The organism is Achromobacter sp. (genome assembly GCF_050285565.1).
Classification (GTDB): Bacteria; Pseudomonadota; Gammaproteobacteria; order Burkholderiales; family Burkholderiaceae_B; genus Achromobacter.
The window spans coordinates 293,314-318,928 of record NZ_JBLZXG010000001.1; the positions used below are offsets into that span (position 1 = coordinate 293,314).

15 protein-coding genes are annotated in these 25,615 nt (G+C 64.3%); 6 read left to right on the plus strand and 9 right to left on the minus strand.

Features of this window, described 5'->3' with window-relative positions; translation table 11 throughout:
* The first annotated feature begins 10 nt into the window (after positions 1-10).
* Both ACN6O8_RS01315 and ACN6O8_RS01320 read left to right on the plus strand, forming a co-directional pair.
* The gene (locus tag ACN6O8_RS01315; protein WP_427989284.1) at positions 11-9,994 is read left to right on the plus strand and encodes a hemagglutinin repeat-containing protein; all 9,984 of its coding nucleotides are present in this window, start codon (positions 11-13) and stop codon (positions 9,992-9,994) included.
* Positions 9,991-10,728, plus strand: a complete 738-nt coding sequence (locus ACN6O8_RS01320; RefSeq protein ID WP_427989285.1) for a hypothetical protein — start codon at positions 9,991-9,993, stop codon at positions 10,726-10,728. The genes ACN6O8_RS01315 and ACN6O8_RS01320 overlap by 4 nt, the downstream gene beginning before the upstream one ends.
* On the opposite strand, the gene ACN6O8_RS01325 is transcribed toward ACN6O8_RS01320, so the two are convergent.
* From ACN6O8_RS01325 to ACN6O8_RS01335, 3 genes are all read right to left on the minus strand, one after another.
* A complete protein-coding gene (locus ACN6O8_RS01325; protein WP_427989286.1) occupies positions 10,616-11,113 on the minus strand; it encodes a hypothetical protein in 498 nt (165 codons plus the stop codon). The two genes, ACN6O8_RS01320 and ACN6O8_RS01325, sit on opposite strands and share 113 nt — an antisense overlap.
* 116 nt (positions 11,114-11,229) lie before the next feature.
* A complete protein-coding gene (locus tag ACN6O8_RS01330; protein ID WP_427989287.1) occupies positions 11,230-11,535 on the minus strand; it encodes a colicin in 306 nt (101 codons plus the stop codon).
* Positions 11,536-11,565: 30 nt separating this feature from the next.
* Complete coding sequence (locus ACN6O8_RS01335; RefSeq protein ID WP_427989288.1) at positions 11,566-12,642, minus strand: VENN motif pre-toxin domain-containing protein; 1,077 nt, start codon at positions 12,640-12,642, stop codon at positions 11,566-11,568.
* 373 nt (positions 12,643-13,015) lie between these two features.
* On the opposite strand from ACN6O8_RS01335, the gene ACN6O8_RS01340 reads away from it, so the two are divergent.
* Complete coding sequence (locus ACN6O8_RS01340; protein ID WP_427989290.1) at positions 13,016-13,888, plus strand: PhzF family phenazine biosynthesis protein; 873 nt, start codon at positions 13,016-13,018, stop codon at positions 13,886-13,888.
* A gap of 79 nt (positions 13,889-13,967) precedes the next feature.
* Here the strand turns inward: ACN6O8_RS01340 and ACN6O8_RS01345 are convergent, their stop codons facing one another.
* The 5 genes from ACN6O8_RS01345 to cphA (ACN6O8_RS01365) form a co-directional block, all read right to left on the minus strand.
* The gene (locus ACN6O8_RS01345; protein ID WP_427989291.1) at positions 13,968-14,306 is read right to left on the minus strand and encodes a BON domain-containing protein; all 339 of its coding nucleotides are present in this window, start codon (positions 14,304-14,306) and stop codon (positions 13,968-13,970) included.
* 84 nt (positions 14,307-14,390) lie between these two features.
* Positions 14,391-14,555: a DUF1328 domain-containing protein gene (locus ACN6O8_RS01350; RefSeq protein WP_006389411.1), complete on the minus strand. Its 165-nt coding sequence runs from the start codon at positions 14,553-14,555 to the stop codon at positions 14,391-14,393.
* 26 nt (positions 14,556-14,581) lie between these two features.
* Positions 14,582-14,782 carry a CsbD family protein gene (locus tag ACN6O8_RS01355; RefSeq protein ID WP_427989292.1) on the minus strand — a complete coding sequence of 67 codons (201 nt, stop codon included), beginning with the start codon at positions 14,780-14,782 and terminating at the stop codon, positions 14,582-14,584.
* A 438-nt stretch (positions 14,783-15,220) separates the two neighbouring features.
* Entirely contained in the window at positions 15,221-17,791 is a 2,571-nt protein-coding gene (gene cphA / locus ACN6O8_RS01360; protein WP_427989293.1) for a cyanophycin synthetase, read from the minus strand.
* A gap of 61 nt (positions 17,792-17,852) precedes the next feature.
* Entirely contained in the window at positions 17,853-20,468 is a 2,616-nt protein-coding gene (gene cphA, locus ACN6O8_RS01365; protein WP_427989294.1) for a cyanophycin synthetase, read from the minus strand.
* Positions 20,469-20,728: 260 nt separating this feature from the next.
* Between cphA (ACN6O8_RS01365) and ACN6O8_RS01370 the strand changes: the two genes are divergently transcribed.
* Together ACN6O8_RS01370 and ACN6O8_RS01375 are read left to right on the plus strand one after the other, a co-directional pair.
* Entirely contained in the window at positions 20,729-23,014 is a 2,286-nt protein-coding gene (locus ACN6O8_RS01370) for an ABC transporter ATP-binding protein (protein WP_427989295.1), read from the plus strand.
* Positions 23,015-23,028: 14 nt separating this feature from the next.
* The gene (locus ACN6O8_RS01375; protein WP_427989296.1) at positions 23,029-23,499 is read left to right on the plus strand and encodes a DUF1854 domain-containing protein; all 471 of its coding nucleotides are present in this window, start codon (positions 23,029-23,031) and stop codon (positions 23,497-23,499) included.
* Between the two features lie 3 nt (positions 23,500-23,502).
* On the opposite strand, the gene ACN6O8_RS01380 is transcribed toward ACN6O8_RS01375, so the two are convergent.
* Positions 23,503-24,642 (minus strand): GNAT family N-acetyltransferase, encoded by a 1,140-nt coding sequence (locus ACN6O8_RS01380; protein ID WP_427989297.1) that lies wholly within the window; start codon positions 24,640-24,642, stop codon positions 23,503-23,505.
* A 124-nt stretch (positions 24,643-24,766) separates the two neighbouring features.
* On the opposite strand from ACN6O8_RS01380, the gene ACN6O8_RS01385 reads away from it, so the two are divergent.
* Positions 24,767-25,603, plus strand: a complete 837-nt coding sequence (locus tag ACN6O8_RS01385; protein WP_427989298.1) for a ferritin-like domain-containing protein — start codon at positions 24,767-24,769, stop codon at positions 25,601-25,603.
* Positions 25,604-25,615: the final 12 nt, after the last annotated feature.

Below are 25,615 nucleotides of genomic sequence, written 5' to 3' on the forward strand. Positions count from 1 at the left end.
GACCGCGTTCATGCAACACCGCCACCGCTTCGCTCTCATCCTGCGCGCCATCCGGTTGCTGGGCTTGATCATGGTTGCCGCGCCGGCGGTGGCGGGCGGAATCGTCGCCGATGGCGCGGCGCCCGCCGGGCAGCGTCCCGCAGTGATCTCGACGCGCAACGGGTTGCCGCAAGTCAACATTGCCGCGCCCGATCCGTCCCGGGTGTCGCACAACCGGTACGTCCAGTTCGACGTCGATCGGAAAGGCGTGATTCTCAACAATTCGGCGGCCATGACCTCGACCAGGCTGGCCGGGATGATCCAGGGCAATCCCAACCTCGATCCGAATGGCGCCTCGGCGCGGGTCATCCTCAATGAGGTCAACAGCAGCAATCCCAGCCAGTTGCGCGGATTCATGGAGGTTGCGGGCGACAAGGCGCAGGTCATCGTGGCCAATCCGTCGGGCATCCTGTGCGACGGTTGCGGCGCGATCAATGCGGGGCGCATGACGCTGAGCACCGGCAGTCCGCAGCGCAACGCCGACGGCAGCCTGGCGGGCTTCCGGGTCGAGCGGGGTGTCGTGCGCATCGAAGGCGGCGGCCTGAATGGCGATCCGCGCCATGACACCGCCTATGTGGACATCCTGGCGCGCGCGGTCGAAGTAAACGCCGGCGTCTGGGCCAGACAAGCCGTGTCGGTGATAGCGGGGCGCAACCGCGTCAGCGCCGATGCGAAAACGGTCGTGCCGCTGGGCCCTGAAGCCATGAAGCCGGAACTGGCGATAGACATGGGCCAACTGGGCGGCATGTACAGCGGCCATATCCGCATGGTTGGCACTGAGGCCGGAGTGGGCGTGCGCAATCAGGGCGGGCATCTGCAGGCGTCGGGAACGCTGACGGTCAGCAGCGAAGGCAGGCTCAGTTGGCTATCCGGTTCCACCGAGGCAGTGACCCAGGCGGGCGGTGATATTTCCCTGGCCGCGCGGGACGGCCTGGAGCATCACGGCAAGCTGTATGGCGGCGGCGCGCTGTCGGTCGCAAGCCGGACCGGGAACATCGAACAATCCGGCACGCTGGCGGCCGCGGGTGACGTCCGGCTGACGGCCGCGCAAGGCATCCAGAGCCGTGGCAACCTGCTGGCCGGCAGCGACATCAACAGCTCGCTGACTCGGATGGCGGACCTGGTATTGACCAGCCAGGGGGAAGTGCGGGCCAGCGGCAATCTGCTGAGCCGGAAATCAATCGACATAAAGGGCAACCGCATCGACCTGAGCCAGGGCACGCTTGCGGCAGACCAATTGCGGATCCACGCGCAGGACGGCGAGATCGCGCTGCGGCAGACCACGATCGACAGCCGCCGGCTGGCGTTGGGCACGACCGGGGTCATCGACGCGCAACAAGCGAAGGTCCGCGCCGGCAGCTGGCAGGTCGGTGGCAACAGCCTGTTCAACCGGGCCGCCGTCTGGACCCAGGTGGAAGACGGAGAAAGCCGCTTCGCCTTGACGGGGGCGTTGGACAACAGCGACGGCGTGATCGAAGCCCGCCAATTGGAGCTGGATGCCGGCTCCCTGGGCAACCGACAGGGACGCCTGGTGATGCTCGGCGACACCGCCTCAAGTGGGCGCATCGCTGGCCTGCTGGATAACCGCGGCGGCGAACTGGGCGGCAATGGTGACCTGGCGCTGAGCGCCGGGCGCATGGATAACCGGTCGGGCACGATCTCCAGCCGGGAGTCGCTGGACGTCATGTCAGGCGGTGATTTCCATAACCGCGAAGGCACGCTTCGGGTGGGCAAGGCGCTGAAATTGAATGCTCAGGGCGTGTTCGACAATGCCAGCGGAATGATTGCCGCTGCGCAGGTCGATGTGACGGCGCAACGCGTCCGCAATCGGCAAGGGCAGCTGATTGGCCAGGGCGACCTGCGCCTGGCGGCGCGACAGGAGCTGGATAACGCGCAGGGCTGGCTCGAAGCCGGGCGGACACTGTCGATCCAGGCAGGCGGCCATTGGGATAACCGCGACGCGACTGCCCTGGGAGGCGAGCAGGTCCAGGTGATGGCGGACGGGCTCGATAACACCGCCGGAAGGCTGCAATCGGGCGGCGACCTGCGTCTCGATACCTCCCACGAGCTCGTCAACCGGCGGGGCGTCCTGATGGCCGGGCAATCGCTGGCCTGGCAGGGTGGCGCGGCGAGCCAGCTCGACAACGGCGCGGGCTCCCTGCAAAGCGGCGGCGCCATGTCGTTGACGGGAGGGGCGCTGCGCAATCTCCATCAGGGCGTCGTCCTGAGCCAGCAGGCGTTGTCGTTGACGCTGGACGGAACGCTGGACAACCAGGGCGGCATACTGACTGGCCACGGCAATACGGCGGTTCGCGCCGGGCAGCTGCGCAATGCGCAAGGCAGTATCCAGTCGCTGGCCAGCCTGGATCTCTGGCTCGCTGGCACGTTGGACAACGGCGATGGCCGTATTTTCAGCCGCGAAAGCCAGCAGTTGCATGCGCAGGACATCCTCAATACGCAAGGATGGATGGGCAGCCAGGGGGATTGGTCCGCCGTCGGTGGCGCGTTCGGCAACCGGGACGGCTCGATACAGACGCTGGGCGACGCCACCCTTGCCGCGAGTACTCTGGACAACGGCAAGGGCGCGCTGCGGTCGGCCGCAAATCTGACGCTGCGCGTTGCGCAGGACATCGATAACCAGGCCGGCGACATCAATGCCGGGCGGCGGCTGGACGTGCAAGGCGCCGAGGCGGGCGCGCGCGCCGGCGCCATCAACAACGCCGCGGGGCGGATATCGACCGGCGCCGGATTGACACTGGCCGCGCAAGGCCTGGACAACACGGGGCAAGGCCTGATTCACAGCGAGCGCTACCTGCGGCTCGACCTGCGCGAATCGCTGGATAACCGCGGCGGTCAGGTGCAGAGCGGCGAGGCCTTGCAACTCGATGCGGGACAGTTGCTGAACGAAGGCGGCGCGATCGACAGCCAGCGCGAGCTTGATCTACGCATTGCCGGACGATTGGCCAATGACCGCGGAGCCGTGCGCAGCAATGGTGATCAGCGGATCGTTGCCGCCCAGGTCGGAAATGGGGCTGGCGCGTTCAGCAGCCGGGGCGCGTTGGCCGTGGCCGCGGACCAGCTGACCAACGCTGATGGAATGCTCATCAGCCTGGCTGCGGCCGACTATCGCGTCGCCACGCTGGATAATCGGCAAGGCAAGGTGCATAGCGGCGGTGCCCTGACGCTGAACAGCGCGCAATTGGACAATCAGGCCGGCCAGCTGGTTGCCACCGGCACATTCCTGCTGAATGCGGCGCGGTTGGACAACAGCGAGCGCGGCAACATCACCAGCCAGGATCGGCTGAACATCACGGCGGATTGGTTGAACAACCGTGACGGCGGCCTGTTGCTGGGGGCAACCCATATCGGCGTGGCGGCCCGCTCGCTGGACAACACGGCGGGACGTTTGCAGAGCGTCGGCAGTCTCACGCTGTCAGGGCTGGCGAGCCTGGACAATCGACAGGGCAGCATCCAGGCCAACGGGCCGCTGCGGATCCAGGCGGACCAAGCGGATTCGTTTTCCGCGCTGTTCCTGTTCAACCAGGACGGGTCGGTGGAAAGCGCTGGCACGCTGGCCATCGATGCCCATACCCTGGACAACCGGGCGGGCACCCTGCGCAGCCAGGACGCGCTGTCCCTTTCGATAGGGCAGGACTACACGCATCAAGCCGGTGACACGATCAGCAGCAATGCGCGGGTCGCGCTTGCCGTGGATGGCGCGTTGACCAACCGGGCCGAATGGCTGCTGCCGAGCGATCTGGTCGTGCGCGCCACGCACCTGACCAACCAGGGTTCCCTGGCGGCCAAACGCTTGCAAGTGGCGACGGGCGTCTTGCGCAACCAGGGGCGCTTGGAAGCCGATCGCATGGCGCTCGATGTCGATACGCTGGACAACGCCGCGAGCGTGATGGGCGATGACGTCGTCGTGCGTGGCCGCGTGATCGACAACCATGGCCGCGATGGCGTGGTGGCCGCGACGCAACAACTGTCGTTGCAGGCGCGCGAACGATTGAGCAATCGGGACGGCGGCCTGCTGTATAGCGGCGGCGCGCTGAACCTGGGCAGCGGCGATCTGCTGGAGAACCGTGCAAGCGTCGTTGAAGCCGATGGCGACGTGGCGATCGAAGCCAAGCGCCTGGAGAATCTGCGCGAAGGCCTGATGATCGCCCGGGATGCGCAGGCAGATCCCGCCACCAAATGGCAACGCTACAACTACTACTGGCGTTCCTACGGCTCCAAGGTCAACCCCGACCTGAGCAGCGTGGCACCGACCACGCAACGCCTGACGTTCCAGGACCAGGATGCCGCCAGAAGCAGCCCGTACGGCACCCTGTTGGCGATCGATGCGCCGGCCAAACGCGCACAACTGCGCGTCCGCAACCGGTGGGGGACGCTGACCGACCTGTGGGTCAACTATCTGGCGTTGTTGCCTGGCGCGGATGGCAGCTATGCCATGACCTTCTACGAGACGCGCGGGCATCGGCAGAACCTCGTGCCGACGCCGTATCAAAACACCGTCTGGCGCGAGTCCGACTGGGGGCGCCTGGAGCAGTGGGATCCGGAAAGGCACATCGATATTGCCGCCGCGCCCTTCGTGACCGACTACAGCAATTTCCGCGAGCGCACCGTCACCAGCACCGTTACGCGCGACAGCCTGGTCTCCGAAGGCACGGGCGCCCGCATCCTGGCGGGCGGCGACATGGCGTTGCGCATCGCCGACCGCCTGCTGAACGACGCCAGCGTCATCACCGCAAACGGCAACCTCGATATCGCCGACGAGGGCGAGGTCGACAACCGCGGGTATTCGGTGAACGAGCGGCGCCAGGAAATCATTGTCGATCATTACGACAAAGAAGCGATGCACTGGTATCCCACCTTCAACCGTGACGTCACCACCGCATTGAGCACCGTCGATGGCGTCATCAGCGGCAATGGCAACGTCACCATCCGCGGCGCCAGCATCACCAACACCACCGTGGCCCAAGCGCGGATCAGCGATGTGGCCGCCGCGTTCGAGGCGGTGCAGGCCGAACGCGCCGAATGGCAGCGCAACCCGCTGGCGGTCGCGGTGCCGGACGCGGACCGCATCGGCGGCCATACGCAATTGGCGGTCGACCGTCCGCTCCTGCCCGCCGAGCAGGCGTTGACGCAGAAGCGGCATTTGAGCCGCGTGGCGACCTCGATCCCGGATAACGGCCTGTTCCGTCAGTCCGCGGCCCCGGACAGTCCATACCTGGTCGTGACCGATGACCGCTTCACCAGCCGCGGCAGATTCATCAGCAGTGATTATCTGTTGAAGCAGGTCGGATTCGACCCGGCGCGGGCGCACAAGCGCCTTGGGGATGGCTTCTACGAACAGCGCCTGGTGCGGGAACAGGTGCTGCAATTGACCGGACGGCCGTCCGTGCGCGGTGAAAGCGCGATGGATCAGTACCAGGCGTTGATGGCCAGTGGCGCAAAAGCGGCGCAAGACCTGCAACTGGTGCCAGGCGTGGCCTTGACGCCGGCGCAGATCGCGGCGCTACAGCAGGATATTGTGTGGATGGTGAGCGAATCAGTCGATACCGCCACCGGTCCGCAGACCGTATGGGTACCCAAGGTCTACCTGGCCGCATCCACGCTGCGGCTCACTGGCGATGGCGCGCTGGTTGGCGGCGGCGCCCTGCGGCTGTCGGCAGGCAGCGTCGATAACGCGGGCAATCTCTTCGCCGACCGGGCGCTCGGCATCGAAGCGGACCGCTTCCTGCATCGTGGCGGTGACATCAAGTCTGACCGCATCGACATACGCGCGGATCACCTGGCGATCAGCAGCAACCTGCAGGATGCGCTGCGCCAGGCCAGCATGAGCGCCAGCGACATTGCCTTGAGCGGCGGTGACATCCGTTTGCGGGGCGCCAGGTTGGACGCCGCGCACGACTTGAACCTGAACGCGCGTGACGGCCTGGACATCGGCGTCGCGCAGAGCCGCCACACTGCCAGCGTCGACGTGATTTCCGGCGCCATGGGCAACCGCACCCGTTCGGGCATGGAAACCGCCGGCCAGCGAATGGCGCAAGTCAGCGGTGAATGGCAGCAGTCGCAGGGCAGCACCCTGAACGCGGGCAACAACGTCAGCGTGACGGCGGGGCGGGATCTGGTCCTGCAGGGCAGCCAGGTCGCCGCAGGTGGCTCGACGCGCTTGCAGGCCGGGGGCGATGTGCGGTTGTCGGCGGCCTCCGCCACCAACACGACCCGGCTCAAAGCCGGCAGCAGCACGTCTTCGGTCGACAACCTGCGGGAAGAGCAGCGGTTGAGCCTGGCGAGCGTGAGCGGCGATCAAGGAGTGACGGTACTGGCGGGCAACGCCGCCGTGCTGGAAGGCGCGCAGGTCGACAGTCGGCAGGGGCACATAAGCCTGGAGGCCAACGAGGTCTCTGTCGGCAGCGCGCGTCGGCGGGTGACTGATCAGGACGTCGAGCATACGCGCGACGGCAAGACCAAAGGCTGGCGCGAGATGGAATCCTCGCGCAATGAGGCCACCGGCAGCACGCTCAGTAGCCAGGACGGCATGACGATCGTCGCCCGCACTGGCGATATCGCCGTGACGGGCAGCACGCTGCACAGCGAGCAGGGGGGCCTCGCCCTGCAGGCGCGGCAGGATGTGCGGATCGTCAGCAGCAGCGAGAGCGAGACGCGGCAGTCGCGGGAACACGCCGAGAAAAAGGGCTTCCTGCGCAAAAGCAGCAGCGATACGGTCAAGGACGACCGCATGACGCGCGAGGTCGGCAGCATGCTGAGCGGCGATCGGGTCAGCATCGTGGCGGGCAATGACCTGACAGTGACCGGTTCGGCCATTGTCGGCGACCGCGACGTCAATCTGCGCGCGGGGCGCGACGTCGATATTTCAGCGGCCACCGACACCGAATCCCACTACCTGCTGGAAAAGCAGAAAAAGAGCGGGTTGCTGGACAGCGGCGGCATCGGCTTCACCATCGGCAGCCAATCCTCGCGTCACCAGGTGGACGAGCAGGGCGTCATCCAGAGCCAGAACGCCAGTACGGTAGGCAGCACCCAGGGCAGCGTGGCCCTCACCGCGGAAAACCGCGTGCATATCGGCGGCGCCGACCTGGTGGCGGGCAAAGACCTCGACATCACTGGCGACAGCGTGCGCATCGATCCGGGCTATGACCAGCGCACCCGCCGCGAGACCTTCGAATCGAAACAAAGCGGCCTGACCGTCGCGTTGTCGGGGACGGTGGGCAGCGCGCTCAATACCGCGGTCAGCACGGCGCGGCAGGCCAGGGAAGAAAGCGACGGGCGGTTGCGGACGCTGCAGGGCGCCAAAGCGGCGCTGTCCGGCGTCCAGGCGGCGCAGGCGTTCGAGCGCGACGACCTGCAGACGCAAGCCGCCGACGCAAAAAATACCGCGGCAGGCCTGAGCGCGGGCGACAAGGATGCGGCGCAGGGGGCAACCAACACAATCGGCGTCAGTATTTCCTATGGCAGCCAGTCGTCCAAACGCGAAACGCGCAGCGAGAGCCGGCGCGCGCAGGGCAGCACGCTGAATGCGGGGCGGGATATCTCGATCGCCGCCACCGGCACGGGCAAGGAGGCCGGCAGCGGCGATGTCGTGTTGGCCGGCTCTCAGGTCAAGGCCGGAGGGGATGTGCTGCTTTCGGCCGGCCGCGATATTGAATTGCTGTCGGCGCAGAACGTCGAGCGCACCGACGGCAGTAGCAGCAGCCACGGCGGCAATGTCGGCATTGGCATCGGCGCGGGCGCCGGGGGCTACGGCATCAACGTGTCGGCCGGCGTCAATGCCGGCAAAGGCAGCGAAAAAGGACGTGGACTGACCCATACCGAGACCACCCTGGACGCGGGCGGCACGGTGACGTTGGCCAGCGGCCGGGACACGCTGCTCAAGGGCGCGCAGGTCGGCGGTGAATACATCGAGGTCAACGCCGACCGCAATCTGACGCTGCAGAGCGAGCAGGACAGCGACCATTATTCCGCGCGCCAGCGCAACATCAGCGCGGGAGGCAGCTTCAGCTTCGGCTCGATGAGCGGCTCGGCGAATATCAGCGCCAGCCAGGACAAACTGCGCAGCGACTTCGAGTCGGTCAAGGAGCAGACGGGCCTGTTCGCGGGCCGGGGCGGCTACGACATCAACGTGGGCCGTCACACCCAGCTGGATGGCGCGGCGATCGCGAGCACGGCCCGCCGGGACGAGAACCGGTTGGACACCGGCACGCTGGGCTGGCGCGACATCGACAACCGGGCGGACTTCCAGGCGCAGCACAGTGGCGGCTCGATGGGCACCGGCGGGCCGGTGGGCAAGGACCTGCTGGCCAATGCGGCCGGCGGCATGCTGTCCGGCGCCAACCGCAGCGGACATGCGTCGGGCACCACCCAGGCGGCGGTGAGCGAAGGCGATCTGCGCGTGCGCGACCTGGCCGATCAACGCCAGGACCTGGCGGCCTTGAGCCGCGACGCGGCGCACGCAAACGAGGGCAGCATCAGCCCGATCTTCGACAAGGAGAAAGAGCAGAACCGCCTCAGGCAGGCGCAGCTGATCGGCGAGCTCGGCAGCCAGGCGATGGACGTCATCCGCACGCAGGGCGATATCGCGGGCCTGAAGGCGCAGACCGACCCGAAGGCGCTGGCCGAAGCCAAGGCGCAGTTGGGCAAGGAGGGCCGGCTCTACACCAATGCGGACGTGATGGACCGTGCCCATGCCAATGCCATGAAGCAATACGGCACCGGCAGCGACCTGCAAAAAGCGGCGCAGGCGGTGACGGGCGCGCTGACGGCACTGGCGGGCGACAACCTGGCCGGCGCCTTGAGCAGCGGCGCCGCGCCGTACCTGGCGGCCGAGATCAAGCGGCGGGTGGGCGAGGACAATCCGGCGGCCAACGCGATGGCGCATGCGGTGCTGGGCGCGGCGACGGCGCGGTTGAACGGTCAATCGGCGCTGGCCGGCGGGTTGGGCGCGGGCGGTGGCGAACTGGCGGCGCGGATGATCGCGGGGCAGCTGTTTCCGGGTAAAGCCCCCGATGCGCTGAGCGAAACTGAGAAGCAGCAGATAAGCGCGCTGAGCCAGGTGGCGGCGGGGATTGTGGGTGGTGTCGCCACGGGGGATGTGGCTGGCGGCGTGACTGGCGCGCAGGCGGGCAGGAGTGCGGTCGAGAATAACTTTTTAGATGTTGCTCAGTTGGAAGACTTCGCGCATCGGGCGAAGGTCGGCACAGGGGAAGAACGCCAAAAAGTCATTCGGGACATGGTGGATACCAATGTCCGCCAGCAGGAAGAGATAAAGGAAGTTTGCACCACATCACCTCAGCAATGCCAGCAACGATATGGCTATTTGCTTGACGAGTGGGAGTTGCTCGACGACACGATAAAAAGGCTGGCGAAGGACAAGTCGCTGCCTGACGATTTTCGCGACTATATGCCGGCGGTGTATATGTCGGACGTGGAGGCGGGAGGGATAGTTGCCGAGCACGGCTGGACCAAGCGTTTTGAAGCCATGGGGTTTGATGCCGATACGGCACGGGTGATGGCTGCGACGCTGCCGGCGGTGGCTAGTGGTGTGGGTGGGGGAAAAGGAGGTAAGTTAGGAGGGAAGGGAGCAGCATCCAAGCAAACTACCCATTTCAATAAAGAGCCCGATCGATATAAGCCAAATAAGGATGCCGTTGAAAATATGACGGCAATTTTCGAGCGGCCTGGTTTTGGTGGTGAAATAAAAAATAATTCACGAAGAACAAGTCAACATTATAACGGGATGACTTTTTATAAAGCTAATGATGATATTGGTGGTTATATAAAAAAAGGTGATAATTTCTATTTGGATAAGAGGCATAAGGACCATATTGAGGTATTTGATAGGCACGGGAATTTTAAGGTGGTTCTGAATTTGGATGGTTCTATTAACGATTCAAAAACTATGGCGGCGAAAGGGAGAAAGTTGAAATGAATGGCATAGACAAAATAAAGTATTTGCTGCCGCGTTTGTATGGATCGTTGTGTTCTGATCAAAAATGGTCGGATATGGACTGGTACCTGAATTACAAGCAGAATTTAGATGAAGAATTAAGAAAAGAAACCACTAGTCTTCAAATATGGATAAACATCTTGCATGAGGCTTTGCAGGAAAAAGATCTGGTTGCAGCTATGGTCGCCATAGTTCGGGTTAGAGTTTATTTGCTAAGCCTTTATGGATTTTTTCATAACATTGTTGAAGATGTGGGTAGAGTGAATTCAATAATTCCACGATTGAGCGGTGCCGTGGAGGCTTGCGAGGTTTCGAGTGCTTCTAACTCCTCAGATGATTTTTTCTCAAATGGATTAAATTTTAATATAATGAAAAAAATAATCCCCGCCTTGATTTCTTTGTCGGTCAGTGAGCGTCGGTTTTCAATGGGCGGGTGGGGGGTAGATTGTGTGTCGAATTTGGATGAAATATTTTCTGGTGATATAAAGAGTTTGCTCATAAACCTAGAACTTGTTGAGAAATCGATGCGAACGAACGATTGGGTAGCAGTGAGGTACGCACTCGAAAGGGTGCAATCCTCCGCTCAGCTCCTTTCAGATTTCTTTAAGAGAATCTTTGATGATATAGAAAAGGCAGGGTGGCCTGATGATAAGCCGCTAGCTGATATTCCAGAAGATTATGAAATGCCGGCACGCTACAACCATGCTGGAAGCTAATAAAAAAGCCCTGCTGTAGGTGGTAGGCGCGCTTTGAAGCCATGGGGTTCGATGTCGGTGCGGCATGGGCGATGGCTGCGACTTGAAAAATTCCATGAAAGGTGGCGTATTGCTTCATGGCATTGGCATGGGCACGGTCCATCACGTCCGCTTGGGTGTAGAGCCGGCCCTCCTTGCCCAACTGCGCCTTGGCTTCGGCCTGTGCCTTCGGGTCGGTCTGCGCCTTCAGGCCCGCGATGTCGCCCTGCGTGCGGATGACGTCCATCGCCTGGCTGCCGAGCTCGCCGATCAGCTGCGCCTGCCTGAGGCGGTTCTGTTCTTTTTTCTTGTTGAAGATCGGGCTGATGCTGCCGTCGTTCGCGTGCGCCGCGTCACGGTCACTCACATCCCAGCTTCAGCACACTATCCGCGGCAGATGATATTGACCACCCATGTCTTTCTCGTCGCCACTTATCAATTGACGCCGGCCCAATATGGAGGTCTCTCCCCCCCCTCAAGAAATCACTCCTTTCTCGAATAGACAAAACCATCCAACCAATCCAAGTCCTTCTGTTTTTTCTCACTAAAAACCACCTCATCCCTAACCTCTTTAATATCGTAGTTGGATGATGTGTTTGCCAAAATAAGAGTAACAACCTCATCTATACTTTCATAATCAGATTCTTCCGCCTCCCTATCAAGATAATATCTCAATGTCATCACCCTCTCTTTATCAAACCCAACGACAACAGCCCTTATTGATGGATATATCTCACCAAGCAGTGCTTTAGATACCCACAGATACAACCAATCCGGTATGCATTTCATAATATCGACACCCTCAATATTGAATCGGACTTACAGGGCTATATGAGTGCTATTTTTTCCATCGTGAATTACTCCATAATTTGTCAGTTTTCCCTTATAAATTCCTACAGGTTTCCCAAAATCGACAATAGGTTGATTTCTGGGATTAATTCTTATTATTTTATATTTACCTGAATGAACCCCGTTTAGCAACCTCTGAGGATCAATCCCTTCCAGTAGGGGAGAACGCCTTGGATCATAATTATTACGGCCCGAAACATGTTTATCTTGCTGCCCCGTATGAATTTTTTTGGAAATACCTTCTGGCACAGGCAATGCTTTAGGTCGCGCATTCCTTTTATAAAAGTTCTTGGCAATCTGCACAAGATCTTTACTTAACCCTCCCAAAGAGGCTACCGCTGCCTGATTTTCAGGATCCGATGCAAATTCTACAAACCTCATCCACGACTTAGAAGTTGTATTTATCAAAATCAAATCTTGATTGTTGGCATCCCGAACATAGGCTTTCGCCTCATCCATGCTCATGGAGCCATATAACCAACCGGGCCTTTCCGTAGTTGCTATTCCACCCTTAATTAACTCCTTGTAATAGGCTTCACACGTGAGCGGGATTTCTTCGCAAACCGCTTTTAACCTTTCCTTATTATCCTCACTGAGCTTTCTATATCTATCACGGACAGAATCACAACCACCATTTTCTGCGCAGACTTGCAGTTCCTTATCGAACAGGAGCGCTTCATCCGCATTGAGGTAATTATTCTCGACCGCGTTCCTGCCCGCCTGCGGGCCAGTCACGCCGCCAGCCGCATCCCCCGTGGCGAGGCCGCCCACAATCCCCGCCGCCACCTGGCTCAGCGCACTGATCTGCTGCTTTTCGGTTTCGCTCAGCGCGTCGGGGGCTTTACCCGGAAACAGCTGCCGCGCGATCATCCGCGCCGCCAGTTCGCCACCGCCCGCGCCCAACCCGCCGGCCAGCGCCGATTGACCGTTCAACCGCGCCGTCGCCGCGCCCAGCACCGCATGCGCCATCGCGTTGGCCGCCGGATTGTCCTCGCCCACCCGCCGCTTGATCTCGGCCGCCAGGTACGGCGCGGCGCCGCTGCTCAAGGCGCCGGCCAGGTTGTCGCCCGGGATCAGTGATGTTGAGGAGGTTTCTGCGGCTGATTATTTGAAAAAGCTGCGGGGTAGAAGCAGTATATTGGAGATGTTTATTGCACTTGACTTGGTCAATAATCATTGATTTATGTTGAGTCGGGGTGAAGGCAGCGCGTGGGCGCACCTTCCGAGCCGAGAGAGGTGGTCAGTACTGTGCTGTTCCACACCAAGTGTGTGTCATCGAAGGGGCAGTGTTTTCGGGAAAACACCCCTGATGCGTTGGGCGGAAAAAACGATCAGACCAGGCAGCACTGGGAGCGTCTCTTGGCCGGCCCATTGCGATAAAGTAACGACCTTCCTCCCCACGGCAACCTCCCTCCCGCCCATGGCCATCTACGCATTCCGTCTCCTAAACGTCTTCGCTTCCAGCACCTTCACCGGCAATCCCCTCTGTGTATTCGAAGACGCGCGTGGCATGGACGATGCCACCATGCGCGAGCTGGCGGCACAGTTCAATCTTTCCGAAACCACTTTCATCCTGCCGTCCGACGTGGCCGATGCGCGGGTGCGCATCTTCACGCCCGGTTTCGAGATGGGGTTCGCGGGCCATCCCACCATCGGCACGTCGCAAGTGGTGCGCGACCTGCTCAAGTCTGGCGATGCGTTGACGCTGGAATTCAAGGCCGGCGTCGTGCCCGTGACGGCGCAGGGTGACGCCTGGACTTTCACCGCGCCTTGCCCGAATGGCGTGCGCACGGCCGCGCCGACCCTGCAGGCCGCCGACATTGCCGGGCTGATGGGGCTGGGCGTGGATGACCTGGCGGATGATCCGATCTGGGTGGATACGGGCGCGGACCAGCTACTGGTGCCGCTGAAGAACGTCGATGCGTTGCGGCGGGCCAGCCCGGATGCCGGGCAGCTGGATCGCTGGCAGGCCAACAGCCTGGGGCGCAAGGTCTGCTATCTATTCGCCTTCGACCAGAACCGCCGGCAGGACGGGCGCGATGTCGTGGTGACGCGTTATTTCTATGCCAAGCCCGGCGGCGGGGTGCAGGAAGATGCCGGGACCGGCTCGGCCTGCGCCAATCTGGGCGGCTGGCTGCGGCACCGGCAGCATGCGCTGCCCGCCAGTTTCCTGGTGGAGCAGGGCGACCAGATGGGCCGTGCCTGCCGCCTGCTGCTGGACGTTCAGGCCGATGGCCGCATTCAGGTGGGCGGCCGCGCGTTGGAGATTGGTCGCGGCACGGTGGACGTTTGAACCCGCGCCCCAATGAATAACGGCGCCTGTGTGAGCACAGGCGCCGTTGTTCATTGCGTGACCATCAAAGCCCGGCGGCTTACTTCTTGTTCTTGGCCGGGTCGACCTTGATGTTGTTCATCACTTGCTTGACGCCCTCGACGCCGCGCGCCACGGTGGCGGCGTGGTCGGCTTCGGCGGCGGTGCCGACGGTGCCGGTCAGCTTGGCCACGCCATCGGTGGTTTCAACGGCAATGTCCAGCGCGCTCAATTGCTTGTCGGCCACAAAGGCGGCCTTGACCTTGGTGGTCACGGTCGCGTCGGAGGCGTATTCGCCCACGGATTGCTTGGGCTTGCCGTCATCGGCGGCAAAGGCCATGGAAGTGAAGACAGCGCCCGTACCCAGTGCGGCGGCGGCGATCAGCTTGCGAAATTCCATAGTTGTGCTCCTTGTGTATGTGGTTTTCAGCGCGTTCAGGACGCAACGGCTAAGCGAAAGTTCTTTGGGTGCGATGTTCTTCTTCTATTTCTTGCGGAATGCGCCGCCCAGAATGGACAGCAGCGCCAGGACCAGGAAGACGAAGAACAGGATCTTGGCGATACCCGCGGCCCCGGCGGCGATGCCGCCGAAGCCCAGGACTGCCGCGATGATCGCAATGACGAAAAAAACAACGGCGTAGTGCAACATGTCGGCTTCTCCTGGTGGCGAGGGGATCAGGGGTTGCGATCAAAGAAATCGCGCACTTCCTTTTCCGCTTGATCCTTGGTCTTGCCGTAGCGCTCCTGGATCAGGCCAGCGAGGCGCTCGGCGTTGCCTTCCGTACGGGTCAACTCGTCGTCGGTGAGTTCACCCCAGGCCGCCTTGGCCTTACCGGTCAGTTGCTTCCACTTGCCAGCGATGATGTCGTTATTCATGGTGACCTCTCTTCGTTATGGCGGATACGGCGGCTTATGGCCTATAAGCGTTTGCATTCGCGGTTGAGTTGGGCACTGATCAGCTTGAGTTCAAGGTACAGGTCGGCCGCGAGCCGTGTCAAAGGACGCTGTGGGTAAATGTAACTGCCGGGGTCGGGGCAAATCGCGGCTCCTGCGACGGCGGGTAGCGCAGGCGTACCAAGAGCGGGAGTTACATCTGAGCAACGTCTTGAGCCGTTTTGAGCGAGGCTGGTAACGGGAACTACACGTCATGGCGCGCTGAAGTCGCGCGGCAGCAGGGTGGCCCGCGCGGTGGTGGCAAGGTAGTCGCGACGCAGTAGTCGGCGCATGGGCCAGCGCGAAGCTGGTTGCGGTGCCGGCACAAAAGCAAACGGGGCGCTCGCGCGCCCCGTTTGGCATTCGATCCCGCCGTTGGCGTCAGGCTTCGCGGATGCGTCGGGCGATGTGTTCCAACGCCGCTTCCACCTGGTCCACCAGGATCAGGCAGAGGTCGCCGGCGCCCAGGCGGGCCAGGGCGGTGTCGATCGCCAGAAACTCGCCATGGATTTCCTCGATGTGGCGGGTGCGGCTGGCGTTGACCAGGCCTTGCTGCAACAAGGCCAGCACTTCGCCGTCGGCGCGGCCGCGTTGGCATTGATCCTGGTACAGCAGCACGTCGTCGAAGGCTTCGCCGAGAATCTCGGTCTGCATGCGGATGTCTTCGTCGCGCCGGTCGCCGGCGCCGCTGATGACCACCGAGCGGCGCTTGGCGGGCATGGCGTCGACCGCGCGCACCAGCGCCAGGATGGCATCCGGGTTGTGGCCGTAGTCGGCGATGACGGTGGCGCCGCGATAGTCGAACACGTTGAAGCGGCCGGGCGCGGTCTGGGCGTCGTTGACGAACGTGGCCAGGCCGCGGCGGATGATGTTCCAGTCCAGATGCAGCGCCCAGGCCGCGGCGATCGAGGCCATGGCGTTTTCGACCTGGAACACGATGGTGCCGTTGCGCGTAAGCGGAATCTCGGCCAGCGGGAAGCGGGTTTCCTCGGCGCCCTGCGCGGCGACGATGGCGTCGCCGTCGCGGTAGACCACGCGCAGGCCCTGGGCGCGGTGCGTGGCCATGACCGGGTGGTTGCGATCCTCGGCGAAGTAGGTGATCGAGCCAGGGCAACTGTGGGCCATTTCCGCCACGATGGGATCGGCCGCGTTGAGCACGGCGGTGCCGCTCGGGTGCACATGCTGCACGATCACGCGCTTGACCACGGCCAGATCCTCGACGGTGCTGATGTAGCCCAGCCCGAGGTGGTCGCCCATGCCGATGTTGGTGACGATGGCGACATTGCAACGGTCGAACGCCAGCCCTTCGCGCAGGATGCCGCCGCGCGCGGTCTCGAAGACGGCGGCGTCGACATCCGGGTGCATCAGCACGCTGCGGGCGCTGCGCGGGCCGCTGCAGTCGCCGGTGTCGATACGCAGGTTGTCGACGTAGACGCCGTCGGAGTTGGTCATGCCGACGCGGTTGCCGGCCACGCCCAGGATGTGCGCGGTCAGGCGCACGGTGGTGGTCTTGCCGTTGGTGCCGGCGACCGCCACCAGCGGAATGCGGCCGTCCTCGCCATCGGCGAACATGTTGGCGATGATGGCTTCGCCAACGGCGCGGCCCTTGCCGAACGACGGGTTCAGGTGCATGCGCAGGCCGGGCGCGGCGTTGACTTCGACCACGCCGCCGTTCTGCTCTTCGAGCGGGAACTGCACGCTTTCGGCCACCACGTCGACGCCGCAGATGTCCAGGCCGATCATGCGGGCGGCGGAGACCGCGCGCGCCGCCATCTCGGGATGCACTTCATCGGTGACGTCGGTGGCCGAGCCGCCGGTGCTGAGGTTGGCGTTGTTGCGCAGGAAGATCAGGGTGCCCGGGGCCGGCACCGAGTCGGCGTCGAAGCCCTGCTTTTTCAGCGTGGCCAGCGCGATGTCGTCGAAACGGATCTTGGTCAGCGAGGTGGCGTGGCCGTCGCCGCGCAGCGGGTCGGCGTTGACCTGGTCGACCAGTTGGCGGATGGTGTGCACGCCGTCGCCGGTGACCTGCGGTGGATCGCGGCGCGAGGCGGCCACCAGCGCGCCGCCCACCACCAGCAGGCGGAAGTCGTGGCCGGGAATATAGCGTTCGACGATGACTTCGGAGCTGATTTCCGCGGCCGCTTCGAAGGCCTGGATCACGCGCTCGCGTGTTTCGATGTTGACCGCCACGCCGCGCCCCTGGCTGCCGTCGCGCGGCTTGACCACCACCGGGCCGCCCAGTTCCTGGGCCGCGGCCCAGGCGTCTTCGGCGGTGGTGACCGAGCGGCCCAGCGGCACGGGCACCCCGGCGGCGTCCAGCAGCATCTTGGTCAGGTCCTTGTCCTGCGCGATCGATTCGGAGATGGCGCTGGTCAGGTCGGTTTCGGCGGCCTGGATGCGGCGCTGCTTGCTGCCCCAGCCGAACTGCACCATGCTGCCTTGCGTCAGGCGGCGGTACGGAATGTTGCGGGCGGTGGCGGCGTTGACGATGGCGCCGGTGCTCGGGCCCAGGCGCACGTCTTCGTCCAGTTCGCGCAGGCGCTTCAAGGCATCGGCCAGATCGAACGGCGTGTCGTCCAGCGCGGCCTGCACCAATTGCTGGGCCAGGTCCATGGCGAGGCGGCCGACTTCTTCCTCGCTGTATTCCACCACCACCTGGAATACGCCCGGTTCGATGGTGGACGAGGCGCGGCCGAAGGTGACGGGGCAGCCGGCGTGGGCCTGCAGCGTCAACGCCACGATCTGCAGCACGTGCGCGATCGACACCGCGCCCTGGTGGCCTTCGGGGCGCAGCAGGCCGGTCTGCGGCAGGCGCGCGCGCAGGCGGGCTTCGAAGTCGGGCAAGTTGTCGATCGAGCATTCGGCGTCGGCGCACGACACGATGGCTTCGATCGCCGTGTTCTTGCTCCACAGGTTGGGGCCGCGCAGCGCTCGGATACGGGAAACTTCCATGGCAGGTATTCCTGTCTAGCTGAGGCGCGCCGCGGCAATGTGCGCGGCGCGCGCAATGATGTCAGTGTTGCTGGATCCAGCGGCGGACGAGATCGATGGTGGGGCCGGAGAAGGCTTCGTCGGATTGCAGCAGCACGAAGTCGCCGGCGGCGATGCCGGAAAGCTGGCTTTCGATGGCCTTGCCGTGGTCCGGCTCGTCCAGGATCTGTTTGACGCGGTTGCCTTGTTCCAGGCCCTGGCGCAGCAGCGCGCGCGCCTGGCCGGCGGGGCGCTTGCTGGTGACGGTGGTGTCGTCGTACAGCACCACGCGGTCAAAGGCATCGCCCAGCAGTTTGCCCTGTTCGATCAGATCCACGTCGCGGCGGTCGGCGCCGGCCGAGTACACGGCGGCGCGGGTGGCCGCGGGGAATTGGTCGATGGCGGCGATGAGCGGACGCAGGGCCGAGGCGTTGTGGACGTCGTCCACCACCACGGTGCTGCCGTTGCGCTCGAACAGCGTGAACTGCCAGGGCGCGTCGGCCTGGTCGATGTCGAAGGTCTCGATGCCGGCGCGGATCAGTTCGACCGGAATGTCCAGCGCCCAGGCGGCGCCGACGGCGGCCAGCACATTCTCGACCTGGAAGGCGACGCGGCCGCCATGCGTGAGCGGGATCGCCGCGACATCGGCCAGGCGTTCCTCGCGCGCCCCTTGCGCCAGTACGATGGCGCCGTCGCGCACGAACACGGCGCGGCCGTCCTGCTGCAAGTGGGCGGTGATGGCGGGCAGGGCCGGGTCGATGCCGAAGAAGATCACCGCGCCGTCGGACAGTTCGGCCATTTCCACCACGCGCGGGTCGCGCGCGTTGAGCACGGCGGCGCCGGTGGGCAACACCACGTCGACCTGGGTGCGGAACACGTTGAACATGCGTTCCGTTTCGTTGATGTCGAAGTCGCCGAGGTGGTCGGCGTCGTCGATGTTGGTCACCACGCCGACCAGACAGCGGTCGTACGCCAGGCCCTGGCCCAGGATCACGCCGCTGTCGTTCTCGATGACGGCGGCGTCGACGTTGCGGTTCATCAGCACGCGGGTGCCGGACGCGAAATCGGCGCGGTCGCCCTTTTGCACCAGGCGGCGGTCGAGGTACAGGCCCTCGCTGCAGGCCAGGCCGGTGCGCTTGCCCGACAGGTGCAGCAGGCGCGCGACCAGGCGCGCGACCACGGTCTTGCCGTTGGTGCCGGTGACGCCGACGATGGGGATGCGGCCGGCGTCGCCTTCAGGAAACAGGTGGTCGACGATGGCGCGGCCCACGGGGCGCGCAGGGCCGTCGGCCGGCTTCAGGTGCATCAGCAGGCCGGGGCCGGCGTTGACTTCGACAATGGCGCCGCGCTGTTCGTCGAGCGGACGCGAGATGTCCTCGGCTACCAGGTCGACGCCGGCGATGTCCAGGCCGACCACGCGGGCCGCCAGGGTCACGGTGGCGGCGACACTGGGGTGCACGCGGTCGGTGACGTCGAAGGCGACGTTGCCGCTGCGCTGCACCAGCACGCGCTGGCCGTCTGCCGGCACGCTGTCTTCCGATAGACCCTGGCGGGCGATTTCGAGACGCGCGGCCGAATCCAGGCGCACCGGGTTGAGCGGGTGGTTCTCGGTGCGGCCGCGGCGCGGATCGGTGTTGATCTGGCTGTCGATCAGGTCGGCGATGGTGGATTTGCCGTCGCCCGTGACCCAGGCCGGCTCGCCGGCGGCGGCGGCCACCATGCGGTTGCCCACCACCAGCAGGCGGTGTTCGTTGCCCAGCACGAAGCGTTCGACGATGACGCCGCTGCCTTCGTCGACCGCGACGCGGTAGGCGGAAACCACTTCCTCGCGGGTGGTCAGGTTGGTGAACACGCCGCGGCCGTGGTTGCCGTCGTACGGCTTGACCACCACCGGCAGGCCGATGTCCTCGGCGGCCGACCAGGCGTCGTCCTCGCTGTCGACCAGGCGCCCTTCGGGCACCGGCACGCCGCAGGTCGAGAGCAGTTCCTTGGTCAGGTCCTTGTCGCGCGAGATGCCTTCGGCGATGGCGCTGGTGCGGTCGGTCTCGGCCGTCCAGATGCGGCGCTGGCGCGAGCCGTAGCCGAATTGCACCAGGTTGCCTTCGAACAGGCGGATGTAGGGAATGTCGCGGTCATCGGCGGCATCGACGATGCAGGCGGTGCTGGGCCCCAGGCAATGCTTGTCGATCAGCCGGCGCAGGCGTGCCACGGCCGCGTCCACGTCGAACGGGCGGTCTTCGATGGCGGCCATGACCAAGTCGCGCCCTTCGTTCAGGGCGGCGCGGGTCACCTGTTCCTGCCAGGCGCGCACGACAACTTTGTAGACCCCGCGGGTGGAGGTTTCCCGGGCCTTGCCGAATCCGCCGCGCAGGCCGGCCAGGTTCTGCAATTCCAGGGTGACATGTTCGAGAATGTGGCCGGGCCAGGTGCCTTCCTTGACGCGGGACAGGAAGCCGCCGCGCACGCCCGGGCTGCAACGGTGCTCGATCAGGGTCGGCAGCCAGGCGGTCAGGCGCTCGTAGAAGCCGGGGATCGTGTTGGAGGGGTAGTCCTCCAGCTCGCCGATATCCACCCACGCTTCGAGTACCGGACGGTACGTCCAAATGTTCGGGCCGCGCAAAGCCACGACATCGAGAAATTCAATGTCTTTCTTTTTCATGTTTTAATTTACTTGAGAAGCAGGTTGGCACGCGCGGACGCCCCTATGCAAGACCGCGAATTTATTGGGGTTGCGCCTTAAGAATAATGCCAACGAGTGGGGGATCCCAGATATTCCTAATTAGAAAAATCGGCTGATACTATACGACGCCTTCCAAGGCGTGAACTCGTTGTGTTGTAAGGAAGGGACACGTTTCCAGCCTGGGGCCGGAAAGCCGTTGCCGCCTTGTAGGGCAGAGTCTTGGCCCGGTATGCGTTCCAATGAAAAAACCACATCTGCTGTCCGGCCTAGCCGAAGCCTTTCCTGCCCGCTGGCGGGATGAATTCCGCGCAGAACTGGCGGAGGGCGAAACCCTGCTGGCCTGGCTCGAAATAGACCTGGATCAGCGGCTGAAGTTCCGCCCAGGACTGGTCGCCGTGACCGACCGCCGCCTGATCGCGCGCAATCCGGCCGATACCGGTTGGGAATCCTGGCTTTATGCGCCCCAACTGTCCCTGAATCTTTCCGACCACGCCGGCGCGGCCGTGCTGGAGTTGCACGACGACCGTGCCCGCCTGGGCATCTGGCGCTTCACCCTGGCGTGCAACCCGGCCGCCTTGCGGCTGCTGGGTCAGTTCGAGGCGCAGCAGGCGATCCGCCTGTCCGGCCACCAGGAAGCGGCACCGGGCGAGCGCCAGTGCACCATCTGTAATAACGTCATTCCCGCCGGGCAGGATGAGTGTCCCTCCTGCAACCAGGAACAGGCCTCGCCGTCGACCACCTGGGCGCTGCTGCGCCTGTGGCGGTTCGCGCGGCCCTACCGCCTGCCGTTGCTGGCCGGTTTCCTGCTGACCTTGATGGGCACGGCGGCGGCGCTGGTGCCGCCTTACCTGACCATGCCGCTGATGGACGACGTGCTGATTCCGTTCCAGAACGGCGCGCCCATCGACTACAGCAAGGTCCGCCTGTACCTGGGCGGGCTGCTGGGTTCGGCCTTCCTGGCCTGGGGGCTGGGCTGGGCCCGCACCTATATCCTGGCCTGGGTCAGCGAGCGCATCGGCGCGGATCTGCGCACCACCACCTATGAACATCTGCAGCAGCTGTCGCTGGAGTATTTCGGCGGCAAGCGCACCGGCGACCTGATTTCCCGCATCGGCAGCGAGACCGACCGCATCTGCGTGTTCCTGTCGCTGCACTTGCTGGACTTCGCCAACGATATCCTGATGATCGCCATGACCGCCGCGATCCTGGTGTCGATCAATCCGTGGCTGGCGCTGGTCACGCTGGTGCCGCTGCCGTTCATCATCTGGATGATTCACGCCGTGCGCGACCGGCTGCGCCATGGCTTCGAGAAGGTCGACCGCATCTGGTCGGAGATCACCAATGTGCTGGCCGACACCATTCCCGGCATCCGCGTGGTCAAGGCTTTTGCCCAGGAAAAGCGCGAAGTGGCGCGGTTCCGCGAGGCCAACAACCGCAACCTGGAAGTGAATGACCGCGTCAACACCACCTGGTCGCTGTTCTCGCCCACGGTCACGCTGCTGACCGAGGTCGGTTTGTTGGTGGTGTGGATCTTCGGCATCTGGCAGGTTTCGCAGAAACAGATCACGGTGGGGGTGCTGGCGGCGTTCCTGGCCTATATCGGGCGCTTCTACACGCGCCTGGATTCGATGAGCCGCATCGTTTCGGTGACGCAAAAGGCCGCCGCCGGCGCCAAACGCATTTTCGATATCCTGGACCATGTTTCGAGCGTGCCGGAGCCGCAGAATCCCGCCAAGCTGCCGCATATCAACGGCCGCATCGAATTGCGCGATGTCGGCTTTCGCTATGGCAACCGCCAGGTCATCCGGGGCCTGGATCTGAGCATCGCGCCGGGCGAGATGATCGGGCTGGTGGGGCACAGCGGCTCGGGCAAGAGCACGCTGATCAACCTGATCTGCCGGTTTTATGACGTGTCGGAAGGCGCGATCCTGGTGGACGGGGTCGATATCCGTTCGGTGCGCGTGGCCGACTATCGCCGCAATATCGGGCTGGTGCTGCAAGAACCCTTCCTGTTCTTCGGCACCATCGCCGAGAACATCGCCTACGGCAAACCGGACGCCACCCGCGACGAAATCGTGGCCGCAGCCCGCGCCGCCCATGCGCACGAGTTCATCCTGCGCCTGCCGCATGGCTACGATTCGCTGGTGGGCGAACGCGGCCAGGCGCTGTCCGGCGGCGAACGCCAGCGCATCTCGATCGCGCGCGCGCTGCTGATCGACCCGCGCATCCTGATCCTGGACGAAGCCACCTCGTCGGTTGACACCACCACCGAGAAGGAAATCCAGAAGGCGCTGGACAACCTGGTGCGCGGCCGCACCACCATCGCCATCGCCCACCGCCTGAGCACCTTGCGCAAGGCTGACAGGCTGGTGGTGCTGGATCGTGGCCAGATCGTCGAGCAGGGGCCGCACGAGGAACTGATGGCGCGCGAAGGCGCCTACTACCGGCTGTACCAGGCGCAGGCGCGTCAGAACGAGGCGGATGCGCAGTCCTCTGGCAGCGAAGACATGGCCGCCGTGGCCTGAGCGAGATAACCGTCATGACGCTTCCCGTTTTTCAGCTGCGACGCAATGCGTTCGGGCGTTTGGTGTTCCAGGGTGCCGACGGCGTCGCGCACGAGGGCGTGATCCCCGTACGGGCCTTTCCGATCAGCGAGGCCGACCGCGGGCTGTCGTTGGTGACCGGCGACGGCCGCGAGTTGTTGTGGATCGAACGCCTGGCCGATGTGCCCGCGGCCGAACGCGCCCTGATCGAAGAGGAACTGGCCGGCCGCGAGTTCATGCCGGAGATCCGCAAGCTGGTCAGCGTGTCCACCTTTGCCACGCCCAGCGTGTGGAACGTGGAAACCGACAAGGGGCCGACCCGTTTCACGTTGCGCGGCGAAGAGGACATCCGGCGCCTGAGCCAGCAAACGCTGCTGATCGCCGACAGCCACGGCATTTTCTATCTGGTGCGCGATGTGCCGTCGCTGGACAAGCACAGCCGCAAATTGCTGGACCGCTTCCTCTGAGGTTCAGCCCGGCCCGGCGCGCTTGAACGGCGTGTGGGCTTCCAGTTCGCCCAGGTAGTCATCGACCGCGGCGGTTTCCTCATCGAGAAAATGCTGGATCGCGGCCGCGAAACGCGCGTCGGCGACCCAGTGCGCCGACCAGGTGGGCGTGGGCAGCAAACCGCGCGCCATCTTGTGTTCGCCTTGCGCGCCGCCCTCGAAACGCGCCAGGCCCTGGGCGATGCAATAGGCGATGGCCTGCAGGTAGCAGGTCTCGAAATGCAGTCCCGGCACGTATTCCGTCGCGCCCCAGTAGCGGCCATACAGCGTGTCGCCGCCGGCCAGGTTCAGGGCCGCGGCCACCGGCCGGCCGTCGCGCTCGGCCAGGATCAGCACGAAGGCGTCGGGCTGGTCGCGGTAGGCGCGCAGGAAGAACTCGCGGCTCAGGTAGGGCGGATTGCCGTGGTTGAAGTAGGTGTGGCAGTAGCACTGGTAGAAGAAATCCAGGTCGGCGGCGGCGATCTGCGCGCCGCGCAGCCAGCGGAACGCCAGCCCGGCCTGCGCCACTTTCTTGCGGTCCTGGCGGATCTTCTTGCGCTTGTCGTGGCTCATGCTGGCCAGGAAGGCATCGAAGTCGGCGTAGCCCGGATTGGTCCAGTGGAACTGCACGCTTTCGCGCACCATGAATCCGGCCTCGCGCAGGGCGCGCAGGTCCGCGGCGGCGGGAAACAGCAAGTGCAGCGACGATACCTGGATCTCTTCGGCGAAGGCGACCAGCCCGCGCACCAGGGTGTCGCGGTCCGCGTCATCGGCGGCCAGCAGGCGCGGACCCGAGACCGGCGTGAACGGCACCGCCGCCAGCAGCTTGGGGTAGTAGCGCAGGCCGTGGCGCTCGAAAGCGTCGGCCCAGGCATAGTCGAACACATATTCGCCGCGCGAATGCGATTTCAGGTAGAGCGGCACGGCGCCGGCCAGCGCGTCGCCGCGCCACAGCAACAGGTAGTGCGGCGACCAGCCGGTGCGCGGCGCGGCGCAGCCGGTGTCGTGCAGGGCATGCAGGAACGCGTGGCGCAGGAACGGCTGGTCGCCGGCCAGCGCGTCCCACTGGCGGGCGTCCACGCGGGACAGGTTGGTCTCGATGGTCAGGCGTAGCGGCGAATCCATGGACGAATGATAAAGTCTTCGCTGGCGCGTGGCGCACGGCGCCTGACGCGTGCGCAGGGTTATTGTCTTTGTCTTTGTCTTTGTCTTGCGGGCGGCGTGGCGTCGCCGCGCACCGGAATTCCTCATGGATAGCAATTCGATCCTTTCCCCGGGCGGGGATGGCCCGCGCGCCAGCGACGCGGCCTGTCTGCGGGCGCAGGCGCTGCAGGCGCTGGCCGCGAGCGGCTGGGCGGACAAGCTGGCGCGGGTACGCGCCATCGGCGACGATGCGCCGCTGGATCGCGCGCGGCGCTACGTTGCGTCGGCCACGCTGCCGGGCCGGCCCGCCACGCCCGTGCTGGTGTCGCCGGCCGAAGTGCCGCAGCGTTCCATGGCCACCCTGGAGGGCCGCGCGGCGCTGCTGCACGCGCTGGCGCACATCGAGTTCAATGCGGTGAACCTGGCGCTGGACATCCTCTGGCGCTTCGCCGGCATGCCGGACGCGTTCTACCGCGACTGGCTGCGCGTGGCGCGCGAAGAGGCCGGCCATTTCGAATTGCTGAACCAGCGCCTGGCGGATCTGGGTTACGCGTATGGCGATTTTCCCGGCCACAACGGCCTGTGGGAAATGGCCGAGCGCACCTGTGACGATCTGCTGGCGCGGCTGGCGCTGGTGCCGCGCACGCTGGAGGCGCGCGGTCTGGACGCCTCGCCGCTGATCCGCAACAAGCTGGCGGGAGCCGGGGATGCGCAGAGCGCGGCAATCGTCGATCTCATCCTGCGCGACGAGATCGGCCATGTGGCGATCGGCAACCATTGGTACAAGCAGCTTTGCGCCGAGCAGGGCAGGGAGCCCGTTGCCTGCTATGCCGAACTGGCCGCGCGCTACCGCGCGCCGCGCTTGCGCGGGCCTTTCAACCTGCCGGCGCGGCGCGCCGCCGGATTCGACGAGGCCGAGCTGGCCGCGCTGCAGGCGGACTGAGGACACAGGCGC